Genomic DNA, 15,482 nt, shown 5'->3' with positions numbered 1-15,482 from the left:
GGAGTTTACCGTACCTACAGTCTTTAACGCAACTCTCTACTTAATCTGAACACCTCATGATCAATCAACGTGGCAATGCCGTATGGAACGGCGACAACAAAGGCAGCGGCGAAATTTCTACCCAAAGCGGCCTGGTAAAAGCCCCCTACTCCGTGGGGGCGCGCTTTGAAGGGCAAAAGGGCACCAACCCGGAAGAGCTTATTGGAGCAGCGCACGCGGGCTGCTATACCATGTTTCTCACGGGCCAGCTGACCAAAGCCGGGGCGCAGGTAAAGCAGCTCCGTACAGAGTCTAAAGTGACGCTGGATACTTCCGGGGATATTCCGAAAGTGGTGAAAATCTCGCTGAAGACGGAAGGCGAAGTGGAGGGCATTACGCAGGAAGAGTTTCAGAAGCACGCGGAGTTTGCCAAGCAGAACTGCCCTATTTCCCAGCTGCTGCAGGCCGTGCCCGAAATGGAGCTGGCCTCGGCTACGCTGAAGAGCTAACCTCTTTTTAGTATCAGAATGCCTTCGGTTAAACCGGCTTCGCTCCCAGCGTTGCCGGTTTTTCGTTTACTTTGTAGGTCTGAAAAGACTAATCTGCCCTTATGCCGCCAAAAACTACCCGAATACGCCTGCAGCCCGCCAATAACTCGCGCCTTCCCTTCTGGGGGCAAATCGGTTTTGGCCTGCTCTGGATTGTTTACACCGTTGCCCTGATTGTGACCGACAGCGGCCTGAACGATTTGCACTTCCTGCACTATGTGTTTCTGGCCTTCAGTCTGGTGTATGTGGGCTACGTGCTGGTGCACAACGCCCCTATTTTTGGCACCCAGAGCTACCTAGAGTTTACGCCGGCCTACATTGTGCATAAGGCAGGGCTGTTCCGTCCCAAGCAGGCCTTCCCGGCCGAGGCCATCAAAGGCTTGGATCTGGCCCCGCAGCAGCTGCGCGTGCAGCTGCAGGACGGTGGCACCCACGCGCTCAGCCTGCGCGAGGTGCGCGGCGTAAAGCGCAAACGCTTCCTGCGCGACCAGGTCCGCAGCTTTGCCGCCCAGCATAACATTCCGCTGCGCGACGCTCAGCCGGCCATCTAACGGCCATCAGCTATAAAAAAAGCCTGCTCCGGTACCGGAGCAGGCTTTTTTGTTGCGTGTAACCAGCCTATTTACCGGTTTTGCCGTTGGTAAACTTCTTGCGCAAATCCTGAATCTGCCCCCGGAACTGCTTGTCTGAGTCAATCAGGTCGGAAACCGTCTGTACCGAGTGGATAACAGTGCTATGGTCACGGCCGCCAAAGTGGTAGCCAATGCTTTTCAGGGAATGGTTGGTGTGCTCCTTGGCAAAGTACATAGCTACCTGCCGGGCCGTTACCACTTCCTTTTTGCGGGTTTTGTCTTTCAGCAAATCCACGGAAATGCTGAAGAACTCGGCTACCGTCTTCTGAATGAAATCCAGGTTTACCTCCGCTTCTACGTCTTCAATAATGTGACGCAGCGCCTGCTTGGCCATTTCCAGGTCAATTTCGCGGCGGTTGAGGCTGCTTTGGGCTATCAGGGAAATCAGTACGCCTTCCAGTTCCCGCACGTTGGTGTCCACGGAGTACGCCAGGTATTCCACCACCTGCGGCGGAATATCAATGCCATCCTGCTCCATTTTATTCTGGATGATGGCCATGCGCGTCTCAAAGTCGGGGCTTTGCAGATCGGCGGTGAGGCCCCACTTAAAGCGGGAGAGCAGCCGGTCTTCCAGGCCCACCAGGTCGCGGGGCGGCCGGTCGGAGGTCATCACAATCTGCCGGCCCGCCTGGTGCAGGTGGTTGAAGATGTGGAAGAACATTTCCTGCGTTTTATCCTTACCGGACAGAAACTGCACGTCGTCCAGAATCAGAATATCCACCAACAGATAAAAGTTGGCGAAGTCCTGCACGGCGTTGCTGCGCAGGCTCTCGATAAACTGATTGGTGAATTTCTCCGCTGACACGTAAAGCACAAACTTGTCGGAGTTGCTGGCTTTGATGTGGTTGCCGATAGCCTGCACCAGGTGCGTTTTGCCCAGACCCACGCCGCCATAAATCATGAGCGGGTTGAAGGACGTGGTGCCGGGCTTGTTGGCCACCGCTAAGCCCGCCGAGCGCGCCAGGCGGTTGCAGTCTCCCTCAATGTAATTCTCGAAGGAGTAGGTATTGTTGAGCTGCGAATGCAGGTAATTACGGTCGATGCCCTTGGCAGCCTCGAAAGGGTTGCGCAGCTGCTGCTGGGCCGGAGCGGCCGCGGCGGCGGCCACGTTGCGGGCGCTGGCCGTCATGGCCCCTACGGCCAGTGAACCAGCCGGTGAGGCAGCCTGCGTGGGCGCGGCGGCTTTGCGGGCCGTTGGAATATTGACGGTGCGGGGCTTGTTCTGGCTGTTGCCCTGGTCTACTACAATAGAGTACTCCAGGCGGCCTTCCGGGCCCAGCTCCTGATAAATACCGCGCTTCAGCTCTTCTACATAGTGCTCTTCCAGCCACTCATAAAAAAACTGGCTGGGCACCTGAATGATCAGCACGTTGCCTTGCAGCTCAATGGGCACAATAGGCTCAAACCAGGTGCGGAAGCTTTGCTCCCCAATGCTGCTCCTGATGATGCGAAGACAGTTGGCCCAGACGGTACGGCAATCCTTCAACATCAATGAAACTGGAGCAAAAACGCTGGGTTAGAGCAAATAAGAAGAGATGAAAAGGCCTGTCCCCGGGAGGGCCATTTTTTTGAGGGAGACAAAAATGTGGAAAAGTCAGCAGAGAAAAAAACTGACTTCTGCTTGCGTTTATCAGGCGGCGTGCACGGGCAGCACTGAAGCCTGCGCTACGCTGGCCCGGCGGGTTCCCCGTTCAAAGGTATAATCCAAACGGCCGAGGTTAATCCCAGACCAGCCTACCTGGTTAATCAGCGTTGCGCGGCCGTCAGGGCTCTTAATGGGGGCGGGCGCATCGAGGAAGGTATGCGTATGCCCGCCCAGAATCAGGTCGATGCCGCTAACCTGCGCGGCCAGCTTCCGGTCGTCAATTTTATTGCTTTCGTACTTGTAGCCCAGGTGCGAAAGACAAATAACCATGTCGCACTTTTCCTGGCCGCGCAGTTTGGCTACCATTTCTTTGGAAACGGCCACCGGCTCCAGATACTTGGTGGCGCCGAAGTTGCGGTCGGACACCAGCCCGGCCAGCTCAATGCCGATGCCGAACACGCCAATGCGGTGGCCGGCTTTCTCGAATACCTTATAAGGCTGGAAGCGGCCGGCCAGCGGGGTCTGGGAGAAGTCGTAGTTGGCAATGAGGAAGGGGAAGCCGGCGTTGGGCAGCTGCTTCTGCAGGCCTTCCAAGCCGTTATCAAAGTCGTGGTTGCCGAGCGTAGAGGCCTCGTAGCCCATCTGCGTCATCAGCTTCAACTCCAGCTCGCCGCCGAAGAAGTTGAAGTAGGGCGTGCCCTGAAAAATGTCGCCGGAGTCCAGGAGCAGTACGTGCGGCTCCTGCTTGCGGATTTGCTCAATAAGCGCCGCACGCCGGGCCATACCCCCCATACCGGCCCACTGGCTGGCATTATCGGGGAAGGGCTCAATGCGCGAGTGCATGTCGTTGGTATGCAGAATCACGAGGCGCGAGGCATCGGCGGCCGCAGCCGGGAGGCTCAGGCCCAGCAGGCTCAGGCTGGCAGCACCCAGGGCGCTGTTTTTTAGAAAGTCGCGGCGGTTCATGGTAAGCAGTATCTGTTTGGAAAGCGGAGTTCTGGGGGAGCGTGTTTGTGCAACACGCATTCAGAGCTCTTCATTCAGCTTTTTAAATTCCTTATTTCACTCGTCCTTCTACCTTGGCCACAACCGGCTTGCCCTGCTTGGTGAGGGCCTGAATGTGCTCGGCAATGGCGGTGCGCAGCAGCACGCCGGTTTTGCGGGGGGTGATGGTCTTGAAAAACGTCATCTGGTCGCCGCCGCCGGCCAGATAGTCGGAAATAGCAATGGTATAAGTGCGAGTAGCGTCGAAGGGTTTGCCGCCAATGCGGATATCGGTGGGCTTACCATCGGGCGAGACGGTATAGGTGGCATTGGAAAAGGCCATTTTTACGCGGGCTCCATAGTCGAACAGCTGCTGCACCACGCTGCCGGGGGCATCCAGCACCACCAGCTCATTCTCGAAAGGCATCAGCTCAAACACGGAGCCCAGGGTGATATTGCCGGCCGGCAGCTCGGCGCGCAGGCCGCCGTTGGTCATCACACCCAAGTCAATGTTCTCTTTGAGGGCGGTAGTGGCCCGCTCCCGCTGCAGGTCGGCCACAAAGTTGGCCAGCGGCGACTCGCCCGGGTTCTTTTTAATAGCAACCGGGGCCGTGCCCAGCACTTGGTTCATCTGCTCTTCTACCTTCTGATGATAGGGCGCAATAACGGCCTCTACCTTGGGGTCGGCGGGCAGGGCTTTGCTAACGGGTTGGGCGGTAACGGTGGGTAGCTGCGCTGTGGCCTGGTAGGGGCCCCGCTGGCAGGCGGTGCCCAGAGCCAGCGAAGTAAGCAGGCCCAAGGCCGCTACGCGAGAACGAAACAAATGCATAGATATGCGGAAAGAGTCAAAAGGGAATGCAGCCGACAAAGGTACAGCATGTAGCCGGGAATGCCCGCCAGGAGCAAACAGCAAGCCAACTGCCCGGACGTAAGGATGGTTGGGTCAGGAGAACATCCTTGCTAATTCACAGCGCAATAAGAACCCCGGTCATTCAGAAGAGTTCTTCTGAATGACCGGGGTTCTTGATTTAAGGTTCAGTAGCTACTTGCCGAATGTGAAGCCTGCCAAAACAGATAAGCCTTTTGAATTAGATACTGTTCTTCCAGTACTCGAAGTATTATCTAACCAATCGGCGCGAGCTTCCAAGTCCATACTACCCCATTTACCAACAGGAACTGATACACCTGCTCCTAACAGCGCGCCAAAGTTGTAAGGGCGTATCTCAATTTCATCCCTATACTTTACATCTGGGTTACGCACTGGATTGCTTATGCTCCAGGCTTCGCTCCCAACATTTACTGAAAACATGGCTCCACCCTGCATATAAGGCCTTATAAATCCTTTGGCGAAGGTATACCGGAGTATGGCAGGTACGCGGACAGACGATATTTTTATATGCACCTCACGCTGTGTTGGCTCCCCGGCATAAATTCCATCAGTAGCATTATTGATAAACTGCTTTTCGAAAAGCTGCTGAACATAAAACCCTTGGAAATGGAGTGTGAGCTTTGGATTAAAACTTCTGGGAGCCAATGCTAAGCCAACCCCGAAAGTCGGCATCATCTGTGATTCCATCCTCTCTGCTTTATCCACTCTGGGGGCGTAATACACCGTTGATGTTCGTGCACCACCAAGAATGGAATATTTAATGACCGTTTTCTGCGGGCTTTCTATATACTGAGAACTGCCAGCGCATACATTATAAGCGTGAACGGCTTTTATTAGCTGCGATTCTTTCAGTTCAATGCGCGGTAGTGTAGTCTGAATCGATGGGCAGTCAGCCATCATTGACCAAAGCACATTGCGGAAAAGATATGCTCTTTCTACAACGTTGGAATTTTGGCTGGTTGCCTGGTTATACCGGCTAACTGTAGTATCCCGCTGTACCAATGCCTGCAAGACATTATCCTCTTTGCTCGCATAGAGTGCTTGCTTACCATCAGCAGTAGTCAACTGGAATAAGGATACTTTCCCCAACACAATGGCCCGTAAAAAAGCCTTTACAGGTGGCAGGCCCGATAGCTGGCGAGTCTGATATTGTTTTTCGGCAGCGAAGCCGTAGCCGCGCAGTTGCTCGGGCTTATACTCCGTAACCTCCGAGTTCACCCGGAACCGACAAAGTCTCGCATTGCGCTCCTCACTGCGATAGTCAACCTCACCGCGCAGCGTATCGCCGGAGAGCGGTAATACATAACCAGGCCGGAAATCAGATTGGGCTACGGCGGCCCTACTGCTAATCAGTAATAGAAGAAAGAGTACTTGTTTTTTCACGAATTGGAGAAAGAAAATAGATAAAAACGGGCAAAGATACCTCCTGCGCTTTCTTACAGCCGGTTTTATCAGTAAATATTATCTACGCCCGAACCGATATCTTTAGGCCGCTTTTCGAAGCTTGATTTCTCACCCCACCCTGCTGCCGTATGGCTGATTCCCCGCGTCCTGTGCCCGTTTCTTTCTCCGAGTTTGAACCCGTGACCACTGCGCAGTGGCAGCAGCGCCTGAGCCGCGACCTGAAAGGGGCCGACCTGGCTTCGCTGCAATGGCACACGGCGGATGGCCTCACCATTGAGCCCTTCTACCACCGCGAGGCGCTGGAAGTACTGGGCGGACCGCCCGCCCCCCTGCTGCACACCTCCCCCGAAAGCTGGCGCAACGTGCCCACCTACCAAGTGCCCGCGAAAGAAAATGGCCACGCCGCCATTGACAGAGCCGCCGCTGCTATTACGCTGGGAGCCACGGGTGCGCATTTTGCGCTGGCCGATGCCCTCAGCTTTGATGTAGACTACCTGCACCAGCAGCTGCCCCTGCATGCCACCTATGTTGGCTACACCGTGCACCAGAACCCTTCAGAGCTGGTGCAGCGCCTGCTGGTTACGGGCACGCCTTCCCTGCTGGGCTTTTTGAGCTGTGACCCCATTACCAACCACGCGCCCGACTTAAGCCTGCAGCTGATTTCCCTGCGCAAAGCCATTGCTCTCACGCAGCCTCACCCCGGATTTCATGCACTGTCCCTCAATGGGGCCTACTTTGCCAACCGGGGCGGCACCATTACCCAACAGCTGGGCTTTCTGCTGGCCGCCGCCGCCGCGTATTTAAGCGAGCTGCCTTCTGCCCTGCTGTCCGTTGCAGATGTGGCCGCGGCCATGCAGGTACAAGTGGGGCTCAACCCTTCCTACTTCCCTGAAATTGCCAAGCTGCGCGCCCTGCGCCGCCTGTGGGCCACGCTGCTCCACGCGTATGGCGTGCCGGCACAGATAGCCGAGAGCCTGCCCATATTTGCCGCCACTTCTAACTGGAGCCAGACCACGCTGGACGCCCACACCAATCTGCTGCGCGTTACCACGGAAACCATGGCCGCCGTGCTGGGCGGGGCCGATGCCGTAAGCGTAACACCCTTCGACAGTATATTTCATGAGCCCAACGAATTTTCGGAGAGGCTGGCGCGCAACCTGCCTATTCTGCTCCGCGAAGAGGCCTTCCTGGGCCGCGTAGCCGACCCCGCCGCCGGCTCCTACTACCTCGAAACCCTGACTGATAAGCTGGCCAGTGAAGCCTGGAGCCTGTTCCAGAAAGTGGAAGCCGAGGGTGGCCTGCCCGCCGCCGCCAGCATGGTGGCCCTGGAGCTGCACGGTGCCGCCCAGGCCCAATTCCACCGTATTGCTACCGGCGAGCAGGTGGTGGTAGGTACCAACCGCTTCCAGAACCCGCAGGAGAAGTTCGACTTCAACCCCAAAAAGCTCCTGCGCAGCAAAAACTTCGACACCACCCGCGCCACCTACCCCACCGAGGTGCTGCGGCTGGCTACGGCCCTGCACTTTGAGCGCCGCGAAAAGAAAAACAAGCGCGCCGCCGTGGTGCTGCTGGGCCCCGGCACCAACCAGCTGATTCTGGAATCGTTCCTGCGCACGCTGCCTGACCAGGAGCGCACGGAAATAGATGCGGCCCACCCGGCCGGTACGCTCTCCGTGCTGTTTTCCTCGCCTGAGGAAGTGACGCTGATGTACGCCACGCCCACCCAGTTCCGGGAGCTGGCGCGGGTGGTATACCGCGTAGAGCCCTCCGACGATACCTTTGTGCCCCCCACCCTGCTCACCGGCGACCTGGCCACGATGCAGGAAGGCGTGCGCCTTTATGGCTTCCAGGAATTCACCGTGCAGGGCTACAGCACCGAAGACGTACTGGCCCGCCTGCAAGGCCGCTAGCTGTCACAAGAAAAGAAAGAACGTCATGCAGAGCGTAGCGAAGCATCTCGCTAGTGTGGTAAACCTAATTACTACCCCAACATCAGCACGAGCAATGCTTCCACTACGCTCAGCATGACTCAAGAATAAAACTCCCCATGAAACCCAACTTCGCCCAGATACCCTACAACGCCGCGCCGCTGCCTACCATTCCCGCGGAGGCAACGGAAACCAGCACGCCGGAGGGCATCAGTCTGCACAGCTTTTATACCGCCGATGATCTGGCGGGCATCAGCCACTTGGGCTTTGGTGCGGGCCAGGCGCCGTACCTGCGCGGGCCCTACGCCAGCATGTACGTGCAAAGCCCCTGGACCATCCGGCAGTACGCGGGCTTCAGCACGGCCGAGGAAAGCAATGCTTTCTACCGCCGCAACCTGGCGGGCGGGCAGAAGGGTCTCTCCGTAGCGTTTGACCTGGCCACGCACCGCGGCTACGACTCCGACCACCCCCGCGTGGTGGGCGACGTGGGCAAGGCCGGCGTGGCCATCGACTCGGTGGAGGATATGAAGGTGCTCTTCAACCAGATTCCGCTGGATCAGATGTCAGTGTCGATGACCATGAACGGGGCGGTGCTGCCCATTATGGCGTTTTACATTGTGGCCGCTGAGGAGCAGGGCGTAACGCCGGAAAAGCTGTCGGGTACTATTCAGAACGATATTCTGAAGGAGTTCATGGTGCGGAATACCTACATCTATCCGCCCGCGCCCAGCATGCGCATCATTGCCGATATCTTCGCCTACACGGCCCAGCACATGCCGCGCTTCAACAGCATCAGCATCTCGGGCTACCACATGCAGGAGGCCGGCGCTACCGCCGATATTGAGCTGGCCTATACCCTGGCCGACGGCCTGGAGTACGTGCGGGCCGGTTTGGCCGCGGGCATGACCATTGACCAGTTTGCGCCGCGCCTGTCGTTCTTCTGGGCCATTGGCATGAACCACTTCATGGAAATTGCCAAGCTGCGCGCCGGTCGTTTGCTCTGGGCCAAGCTCATCAAACAGTTCAACCCCACCAACCCCAAAAGCCTGGCCCTGCGCACGCACTGCCAGACCTCGGGCTACTCCCTGACCGAGCAGGACCCCTTCAACAATGTGGCGCGCACCTGCGTGGAGGCACTGGCCGCCGTGCTGGGCGGCACCCAAAGCCTGCACACCAATGCCCTGGACGAGGCCATTGCGCTGCCCACCGACTTCTCGGCCCGCATTGCCCGCAACACCCAGCTTTACCTCCAGCACGAAACGGACATTACCAAGGTGGTAGACCCCTGGGGCGGCTCCTACTACGTGGAAAGCCTCACTAAAGAGCTGGCCGATAAAGCCTGGGCGCTAATGCAGGAAGTAGAAGAGCTGGGCGGCATGGCCAAAGCCATTGAAACCGGCCTGCCCAAAATGCGCATCGAGGAAGCCGCCGCCCGCAAGCAGGCCCGCATCGACTCGCACAAAGAGATTATTGTGGGAGTGAACAAGTACCGCCCCAGCCAGGAAACGGTAGGCAACGAGCAGCAGATTGAGGTGCTGGACATTGATAATGCCGCCGTGCGCGAGTCGCAGATTGCGCGGCTGAACAAGATTAAGGCTGAGCGCGACAACGCCTCAGTGCAGGCCGCTCTGGACGTGCTGACGGAAGCCGCCCGTACCGGCCAGGGCAACCTGCTGGAGCTAGCCGTGCACGCCGCCCGCTTCCGCGCCACGCTGGGCGAGATTTCCGATGCGCTGGAGAAAGTATACGGCCGCCACCAGGCCACCATTCGCGCCATATCGGGCGTGTATTCTGCCGAAATGGACTACGACCAGGAATTTGCCAAGGCCCGCGACGCGGCCGATGCCTTTGCCCGCCAAGAAGGCCGCCGCCCCCGCATGATGGTGGCCAAAATGGGCCAGGACGGCCACGACCGGGGCTCTAAAATCATTGCCACCTCCTTCGCCGATGTGGGGTTCGACGTGGACATTGCGCCCCTGTTCCAGACGCCCGATGAAGTAGCCCGCCAGGCCGTGGAGAATGATGTGCACATCGTGGGCGTGAGCAGCCTCGCCGCCGGCCACAAAACCCTCATTCCTCAGCTTATTGAGGAGCTAAAGAAGCTGGGCCGCGAAGACATCCTCGTTATTGCCGGCGGTGTGATTCCGGCCCAGGATTACCAGTTCCTATATGATGCCGGCGTGGCTGGCGTGTACGGCCCCGGGACGGTTATTGCCGTGGCGGCGCAGGAGATTTTGGAGAAGCTTACTGAAGGATAATGGGCAGCTGACATTCCCCAAACAAATTGTCATGCTGAGCGCAGCCGAAGCATCTCGCTAGTGTGGTAAATAGTTTGGCAACGACAGCACGTGAGATGCGTCGACTTTGGAATGCAGACTTAGCGCTCCATATAAGCATTTACCTATATTACCGACGTTCAAGCAACCCGCAATGCTTGAGTTGAGAATTCTACTATTCTTTAACGCTGGGAGTATCCGTAAATGCAATATCTATGAACCAGAAGGCCTTTTCCCGGAATATTCTGTATTTCACCGCCGTTGTAGCTATCAGTATTTGGGCCCTCCTGGCTTGGGACTATTACCATGGCGGAGTGCAGAGCCACCATTTTTTGGCCAAGGAGGAAATGCCTGCCATTTCTAACTGGTGGGGTGGCTTGCTGCTCCCTCTGCTTACCTGGTTTCTTCTTTATCGCATCAAGCAGAAGAATTACGACCCTAATGAAGAGTATGCCAAGTCCCCAGACTTCTTCCGGCGCGAATTCCGGGGGTTTATAGGCGGCCTGCTGTTTGGGACTTTACTCTCTGTTTTATTCAGTTTAGGCCAGACGGACCTTGCGGGCATGTTGATGCTAGGACTATTAATGGTGGCTTTTTTATTCCCGATTTATCGACCCGAGTGCCTGCTCGGCTTTGTGCTTAGCATGACCTATACATTCGGGGGAGTGCTGCCCACTATTATTGGTCTTCTACTGTGTGTAATAGGTCTGGTGCTGTATGGTTATATCCGGCCAGCAGTGTTATACATAGTGTCAAAGGGCGTGCTCATGCTTTCCCTCTATAAACAGAAGATCAACAGCTGAAGTCGCGGCTTTCTAGTATTGATGCTGTGCTAATGAATAATCACATGCTTGGTAGCAGTAGCCACGCACGATACGGACATTTCCACTATCCACGCGTTGTAGCATTAAAGTGTCCTGGTTGCGGTCAACAGATGATAGCAACAAACCTTGATTGTCCGGCTGGCTACGAGCATTTCTGGGATGTAGATCCTTACCGAGGATTATGGGCAGCTGTTTGCCCTCACTGTGGTTCTGGTAAGGAAATGAATTGGGAACAGATGAAGGATTATGAGCTTTGGTATAAACTGAGCCTTCGTGAAGAAGAAGTCTGGGCCTGGAACAGCGGCCATCTAGCATTTATCATTCAGAAAGTGGAGAAGAAAGTGGATAAAGCTCATCCTTGGGCTTATTTTGAAGCGTACCTGAATAAGTCCTGGCTAGTTAAGCTGAGTCAGGAACGGTACATCAATAAGCTTAAAGCACTTTTGTAGAAGGAAACCAGACTTTCCCATGCGCATAGACGACATAGAACAGGAAGACGCGGACATCGACTGGTTTGCCACAGATAGCAACGGCTATATCCTGCACGTAGCCTCCGGCGGCGGAGTCCTGCCTGAATCCGTAGCCGCTTCTCAGGAAGTGCTGCTGGAGCTGCATCAGTATTTCCTGACGATGCCGGAAGCAGAATCGGCTGAGGCGGTGCCGCTGGAAGCGGGTGCGGAGCAGGATGCGCACTTTCAGGGTTTTGCCCGCTATGCGCATCGGGGCCTGTTTTCCTTCGCCAAGGCCCAGCTGCATGATCGGGCTGATGCGCGGTATTACGTGGTGGCCCGCCCCGTGCGGCCACTTACAGTAGCGGAGCTGCCCAGGCACATAGCCACGCTGCTGAGCCGAACCCAGCTACCGGCTTCCGTGGCGCAGCAAACCTCACTGGATATTTCCACCATCTTATAAGTACCATCGGCCCGCCAGTAGCGGGTCGGTTTGGTTTGTAGCTATGCCCAATTCTATGCCTGCCACTACACAGCTCCAATTTCTGGGTCACGCCAGCTTCCGGATTACTACTCCCGAGGGCCGGGTTATTCTCATTGACCCCTGGTACACCAACCTGCAGTTCACGCCTACTTATGCCTGGCAGCCGGAGCAGGTGGATCTGGTGCTCGTCACCCACGGCCACGGCGACCATTTCGACTTCGACCTCCCCGCCCTGCTCATCCGCACCGGCGCCCGGGTAGCGGCGCCCGCCCCGGTCCGGTTTTACCTGCAGGAGCAGGGTGTGCCCGCGCCGCAATGTGAGCCCATGAACATAGGCGGCAGCGTTGACCTCCCGGAAGGCCTGTGCCTGACCATGACGGCCGCCGTCCACCCCGCCCACATCGACCTGCCGGATGGCTCCACCGCCGTCCCGCACGAGGCCGTGGGCTACATCCTGCGCTTCTCTGATAACACCGTGCTCTACGCCGCCGGCGACACCGCCCTGTTCGGCGACATGCGTCTGCTCGCCGACCTCTACCAACCCACCATAGCCCTGCTCCCCATCGGCGACCGGTACACTATGGGGCCGCGGGAAGCCGCTGTTGCCGCCCGCCTGCTGCGGGTGCCGCAGGTAGTGCCGTTTCACTACGGCACCTTTCCATCCCTGGTGGGCACGCCGGAGCAGCTGCAGTCCTTCCTTCAGCCCGCAGATGGCGTAACCCTGCAGGTACTGCAAGCCGGCGAAACGCTGGACGTAGGGCAGCTGCTGTAAAGCGGAGCCGGCGGAGATTCAACCGCAGTACTCTTTTGGGAGCTGCCTGTAGGCGTGCGCCTTAAACCCGCTCTTCTACCCTACTCATGTAATAGAATCACGTTATTTTATATACTTATATTAATTTTAAATTGAATTTAATTGAGCCATTTCGTATTTTCGGATTGCTGGATATGCAGGGCTCCGACGATATGAGCGGATGTAGAGCGGTCAGGTAGCCGGTGTCAGCACGACTACCGGCAGATGAGGTTATAGGTGAAGTATGTGTGAGCGGGCCTTGCGCCCGGTCTTTTCCTGTTAAAGCTCCTCTTTTACGTCTGACCATCGGTTAGGCTATAGTTTTATTTCGGGCCGGGGCTGCCGGGCAGCCTGCGGTTTGTGTCCTGCTTTTTATCCATCTATTCTACCCTTACAGCCTTTAGCTATGAAAAACTTCTTCTTAGCAATAGCATTCTTACTTAGTGTATCCGCCCAGGCCCAATCAAACCAATGGAGCTGGGTACAGGCGGTAGAAGGCAGCAACCCACTGGAAGACATTGCATCAGATGCTTTTGGCAATCTGTATGTTACGGGCACCTTCACGGGGTTTCTCCAGCTGGGCTCTACGCAGCTGAGCAACCCGGGCTATTGCCTATATGTAGCCAAATTCTCGCCCGCGGGCCAGCTGGTATTTTCTACCAAGCTGCAGGCCGACAACTCAGTTTTTCCGGCCAGCATTGCGGTAGATAAACTGGGTAACAGCTATGTCACGGGCGTTTTTAACGGTTCGCTGAGCCTGGGCGACAAGGCATTAGCCACCAGCCAAACCACAGCCGGGCCCGGTGGGGATGATATCATGACCCTGTGCCTGGCCCCGAATGGCGCGGTGCGCTGGCTCCGGCAGATAAGCAGTGTGCGCACCGGCGACGAATGGGAACCCACAAACCAAAGCCGCGCCATTGCGGTAGACGCGGCCGGCAACAGCTACATAACCGGGAGCGTAAGCGGCAGCTCCGTCCAGATTGGCTTCCGCACCTTTTCCGACCGGGCAGGGCAGGCCTTTATTGCCAGCTATACACCCAAGGGCGCCCTACGCTGGGCCAACGTGGCTACCGGCCCCGATGCCGCCCAAAGCGTAGGCTTGCATCTGGCAGTGGCTGACAAAGGGCAAGGCTACGTGAGCGGCAGCTTTTATGGCGGCAGCCTCACGCTGGGAGGCGCCCACGTTCCGGCAAGCTCCTCCTCCGATGATTTTCTGGCACAGTTTGACCCCGGCAAGGGGCTGGTGAAGTGGGCCCAGGATCCGGCAGGTACGGAGGGCCCTCTGGCCGTTGACCGGAAGGGGCATTTGTACCGAGCGGGGCAATTTACCGGCACCGTAGAATTTGGCAAAACCACGCTGAGCAGCACGGGCAACGCAGATATTTTCGTGGCCCGCTACAACAGCCAGGGCAAACCGGAATGGGCCACGGCCATTCTGGGAGAAGGACCCGGCTACAACTACCCCGAGGATATGGCCGTGGATGCCCAATACGGCAAAATATACCTGACCGGAATACGCAGCATTACCTCCGATTTTCAGGCCTTTATTGCCCTGCTGCAGCCCAACGGCAAGGTAAAGCAACTGGAAGCAGTAGATGGACCGGGCACCAGCTCCGGATTTTCCATTGCTATGGCCGGGCCCGACAACCTCTACAACAGCGGTATTTTCACGGGCACGGCGCAGTTTGGGCCTTTCACCCTGTCCAGCCCTTTTACCAGCTACTACCTGGGGCGCTACGGCACCCGGAAAATAGGCCGCTCAGGCAACCAGACAATGCTGGCGGCGCTAGCGGCCAGCCTCTACCCCATGCCCGCGCATGAGCAGTTTACCCTGCGGCTGGAAAGCGGGGAGAAAAACCAGGTGCTGCGGGCCGTGCTCTACAACCAGCTGGGCGTACCCGTAGCCGAGAAAACCCTCCAAAACCCCACCGGCAAGCTGGAAGCAGTGTTTGACACCTCCCAACTGCCGCGCGGCCTGTATGTGCTGTGCCTGCAGCAGAACGGGCAGCTGCTCACCAAAACCGTAACGGTGGAGTAAGCCCCTATTCTGCCTGCATCAATTGCAGGGCTTCCTCATTGCCCTGCTGCACGGCCAGATCAAAGGCCGTGAGGCCGCGCACGTCGCGTAGGGTGGTATCGGCGCCGGCCTCCAGCATTACTTTCACCAGCTGGTTGCGGCCAAATAAGGTGGCAAACATGAGGGCCGTGCCACCGTTGCCGTTTTGCAGGTTCAGGTCGGCGCCGTGGGCAATGAGCAGTTGGGCAATGGCAGGGTAGCCTTTAAAGCACACGCCCATAAGGGCGGTGTTGCCGGCGCGGTCCTGCACGTTGGGGTCGGCGCCGGCGGCCAGCAGCAGTTTGGTGGCGTCCTCATGCTCATCGTAAGCGGCTATAATCAGCGGGGTAAAGCCTTTGACATCCTGGGTATTCACATCTATTTGCTGATCCAGCAGGTGCTGCAGATACGCCACGTCTCCTTTGCGGGCAGCATCAAACAGCAGGTCTTCGGGACGATTGGAGGTAAAGGACATACGGCGCAGGCTGAAGGGGTTAACAGGGGAACGTACCAGCCATACCGCAAAAGCGCGGGCCGGTTATCGTGTTTCGGGCGGCGAGTTTTCGGCTTGGTGGAATAAAAATTTGTTGGTGGCGGCCTGTTGCCCTGCCGGCATTCGAAAAAAAGCAAGCTTATTCACTTTAATCTGTT

14 protein-coding genes are annotated in these 15,482 nt (G+C 57.1%); 9 read left to right on the top strand and 5 right to left on the bottom strand.

The window, feature by feature from the left end:
* Positions 1-56 precede the first annotated feature (56 nt).
* Positions 57-488, top strand: a complete 432-nt coding sequence (locus tag AM218_RS02285; protein WP_054411498.1) for an OsmC family peroxiredoxin — start codon at positions 57-59, stop codon at positions 486-488.
* A 101-nt stretch (positions 489-589) separates the two neighbouring features.
* Positions 590-1,078 (top strand): hypothetical protein, encoded by a 489-nt coding sequence (locus AM218_RS02280; RefSeq protein WP_054411496.1) that lies wholly within the window; start codon positions 590-592, stop codon positions 1,076-1,078.
* Between the two features lie 67 nt (positions 1,079-1,145).
* Here AM218_RS02280 and dnaA read toward each other — a convergent pair whose 3' ends face one another.
* The 4 genes from dnaA to AM218_RS02260 form a co-directional block, all read right to left on the bottom strand.
* Positions 1,146-2,648: a chromosomal replication initiator protein DnaA gene (gene dnaA, locus AM218_RS02275; protein WP_044514885.1), complete on the bottom strand. Its 1,503-nt coding sequence runs from the start codon at positions 2,646-2,648 to the stop codon at positions 1,146-1,148.
* 141 nt (positions 2,649-2,789) lie between these two features.
* Positions 2,790-3,710, bottom strand: coding sequence for a bifunctional metallophosphatase/5'-nucleotidase (locus AM218_RS02270; RefSeq protein WP_054411494.1), 921 nt, complete (start codon positions 3,708-3,710; stop codon positions 2,790-2,792).
* Between the two features lie 91 nt (positions 3,711-3,801).
* Complete coding sequence (locus tag AM218_RS02265) at positions 3,802-4,551, bottom strand: 5'-nucleotidase C-terminal domain-containing protein (RefSeq protein WP_231717525.1); 750 nt, start codon at positions 4,549-4,551, stop codon at positions 3,802-3,804.
* A 219-nt stretch (positions 4,552-4,770) separates the two neighbouring features.
* Positions 4,771-6,000, bottom strand: a complete 1,230-nt coding sequence (locus AM218_RS02260; protein WP_054411490.1) for a porin family protein — start codon at positions 5,998-6,000, stop codon at positions 4,771-4,773.
* A 149-nt stretch (positions 6,001-6,149) separates the two neighbouring features.
* On the opposite strand from AM218_RS02260, the gene AM218_RS02255 reads away from it, so the two are divergent.
* The 7 genes from AM218_RS02255 to AM218_RS02225 all read left to right on the top strand — a co-directional run bounded on the left by AM218_RS02255 (position 6,150) and on the right by AM218_RS02225 (position 14,813).
* Complete coding sequence (locus AM218_RS02255; RefSeq protein ID WP_054411488.1) at positions 6,150-7,931, top strand: methylmalonyl-CoA mutase family protein; 1,782 nt, start codon at positions 6,150-6,152, stop codon at positions 7,929-7,931.
* 137 nt (positions 7,932-8,068) lie between these two features.
* Positions 8,069-10,207, top strand: coding sequence for a methylmalonyl-CoA mutase (gene scpA / locus AM218_RS02250; protein ID WP_054411486.1), 2,139 nt, complete (start codon positions 8,069-8,071; stop codon positions 10,205-10,207).
* 233 nt (positions 10,208-10,440) lie between these two features.
* A complete protein-coding gene (locus tag AM218_RS02245; RefSeq protein ID WP_054411484.1) occupies positions 10,441-11,028 on the top strand; it encodes a hypothetical protein in 588 nt (195 codons plus the stop codon).
* Positions 11,029-11,060: 32 nt separating this feature from the next.
* Positions 11,061-11,498 (top strand): hypothetical protein, encoded by a 438-nt coding sequence (locus tag AM218_RS16655; RefSeq protein WP_157547478.1) that lies wholly within the window; start codon positions 11,061-11,063, stop codon positions 11,496-11,498.
* 19 nt (positions 11,499-11,517) lie between these two features.
* Entirely contained in the window at positions 11,518-11,961 is a 444-nt protein-coding gene (locus AM218_RS02235) for a hypothetical protein (protein ID WP_054411480.1), read from the top strand.
* A gap of 55 nt (positions 11,962-12,016) precedes the next feature.
* Positions 12,017-12,754 (top strand): metal-dependent hydrolase, encoded by a 738-nt coding sequence (locus AM218_RS02230; protein ID WP_071843835.1) that lies wholly within the window; start codon positions 12,017-12,019, stop codon positions 12,752-12,754.
* 424 nt (positions 12,755-13,178) lie between these two features.
* Positions 13,179-14,813: an SBBP repeat-containing protein gene (locus tag AM218_RS02225; protein ID WP_054411476.1), complete on the top strand. Its 1,635-nt coding sequence runs from the start codon at positions 13,179-13,181 to the stop codon at positions 14,811-14,813.
* Positions 14,814-14,817: 4 nt separating this feature from the next.
* Here AM218_RS02225 and AM218_RS02220 read toward each other — a convergent pair whose 3' ends face one another.
* The gene (locus AM218_RS02220; protein ID WP_054411474.1) at positions 14,818-15,306 is read right to left on the bottom strand and encodes an ankyrin repeat domain-containing protein; all 489 of its coding nucleotides are present in this window, start codon (positions 15,304-15,306) and stop codon (positions 14,818-14,820) included.
* Between the last annotated feature and the right edge of the window lie 176 nt (positions 15,307-15,482).

The sequence above is a fragment of the Hymenobacter sp. DG25A genome (assembly GCF_001280305.1).
Classification (GTDB): Bacteria; Bacteroidota; Bacteroidia; order Cytophagales; family Hymenobacteraceae; genus Hymenobacter.
Note: the sequence above shows the minus strand (reverse complement) of the source record. Positions and strands in the feature narration are given on the sequence as shown.

Excerpts from the sequence above, each read along its gene's own strand:
- AM218_RS02285 (WP_054411498.1), top strand. The coding sequence starts at position 57 with ATGATCAATCAACGTGGCAATGCCGTATGGAACGGCGACAACAAAGGC.
- AM218_RS02270 (WP_054411494.1), bottom strand. The coding sequence starts at position 3,710 with ATGAACCGCCGCGACTTTCTAAAAAACAGCGCCCTGGGTGCTGCCAGC.
- scpA (WP_054411486.1), top strand. The coding sequence starts at position 8,069 with ATGAAACCCAACTTCGCCCAGATACCCTACAACGCCGCGCCGCTGCCT.
- AM218_RS02235 (WP_054411480.1), top strand. The coding sequence starts at position 11,518 with ATGCGCATAGACGACATAGAACAGGAAGACGCGGACATCGACTGGTTT.
- AM218_RS02245 (WP_054411484.1), top strand. The coding sequence starts at position 10,441 with ATGAACCAGAAGGCCTTTTCCCGGAATATTCTGTATTTCACCGCCGTT.
- dnaA (WP_044514885.1), bottom strand. The coding sequence starts at position 2,648 with ATGTTGAAGGATTGCCGTACCGTCTGGGCCAACTGTCTTCGCATCATC.
- AM218_RS02220 (WP_054411474.1), bottom strand. The coding sequence starts at position 15,306 with ATGTCCTTTACCTCCAATCGTCCCGAAGACCTGCTGTTTGATGCTGCC.
- AM218_RS16655 (WP_157547478.1), top strand. The coding sequence starts at position 11,061 with ATGAATAATCACATGCTTGGTAGCAGTAGCCACGCACGATACGGACAT.
- AM218_RS02280 (WP_054411496.1), top strand. The coding sequence starts at position 590 with ATGCCGCCAAAAACTACCCGAATACGCCTGCAGCCCGCCAATAACTCG.
- AM218_RS02225 (WP_054411476.1), top strand. The coding sequence starts at position 13,179 with ATGAAAAACTTCTTCTTAGCAATAGCATTCTTACTTAGTGTATCCGCC.
- AM218_RS02230 (WP_071843835.1), top strand. The coding sequence starts at position 12,017 with ATGCCTGCCACTACACAGCTCCAATTTCTGGGTCACGCCAGCTTCCGG.
- AM218_RS02255 (WP_054411488.1), top strand. The coding sequence starts at position 6,150 with ATGGCTGATTCCCCGCGTCCTGTGCCCGTTTCTTTCTCCGAGTTTGAA.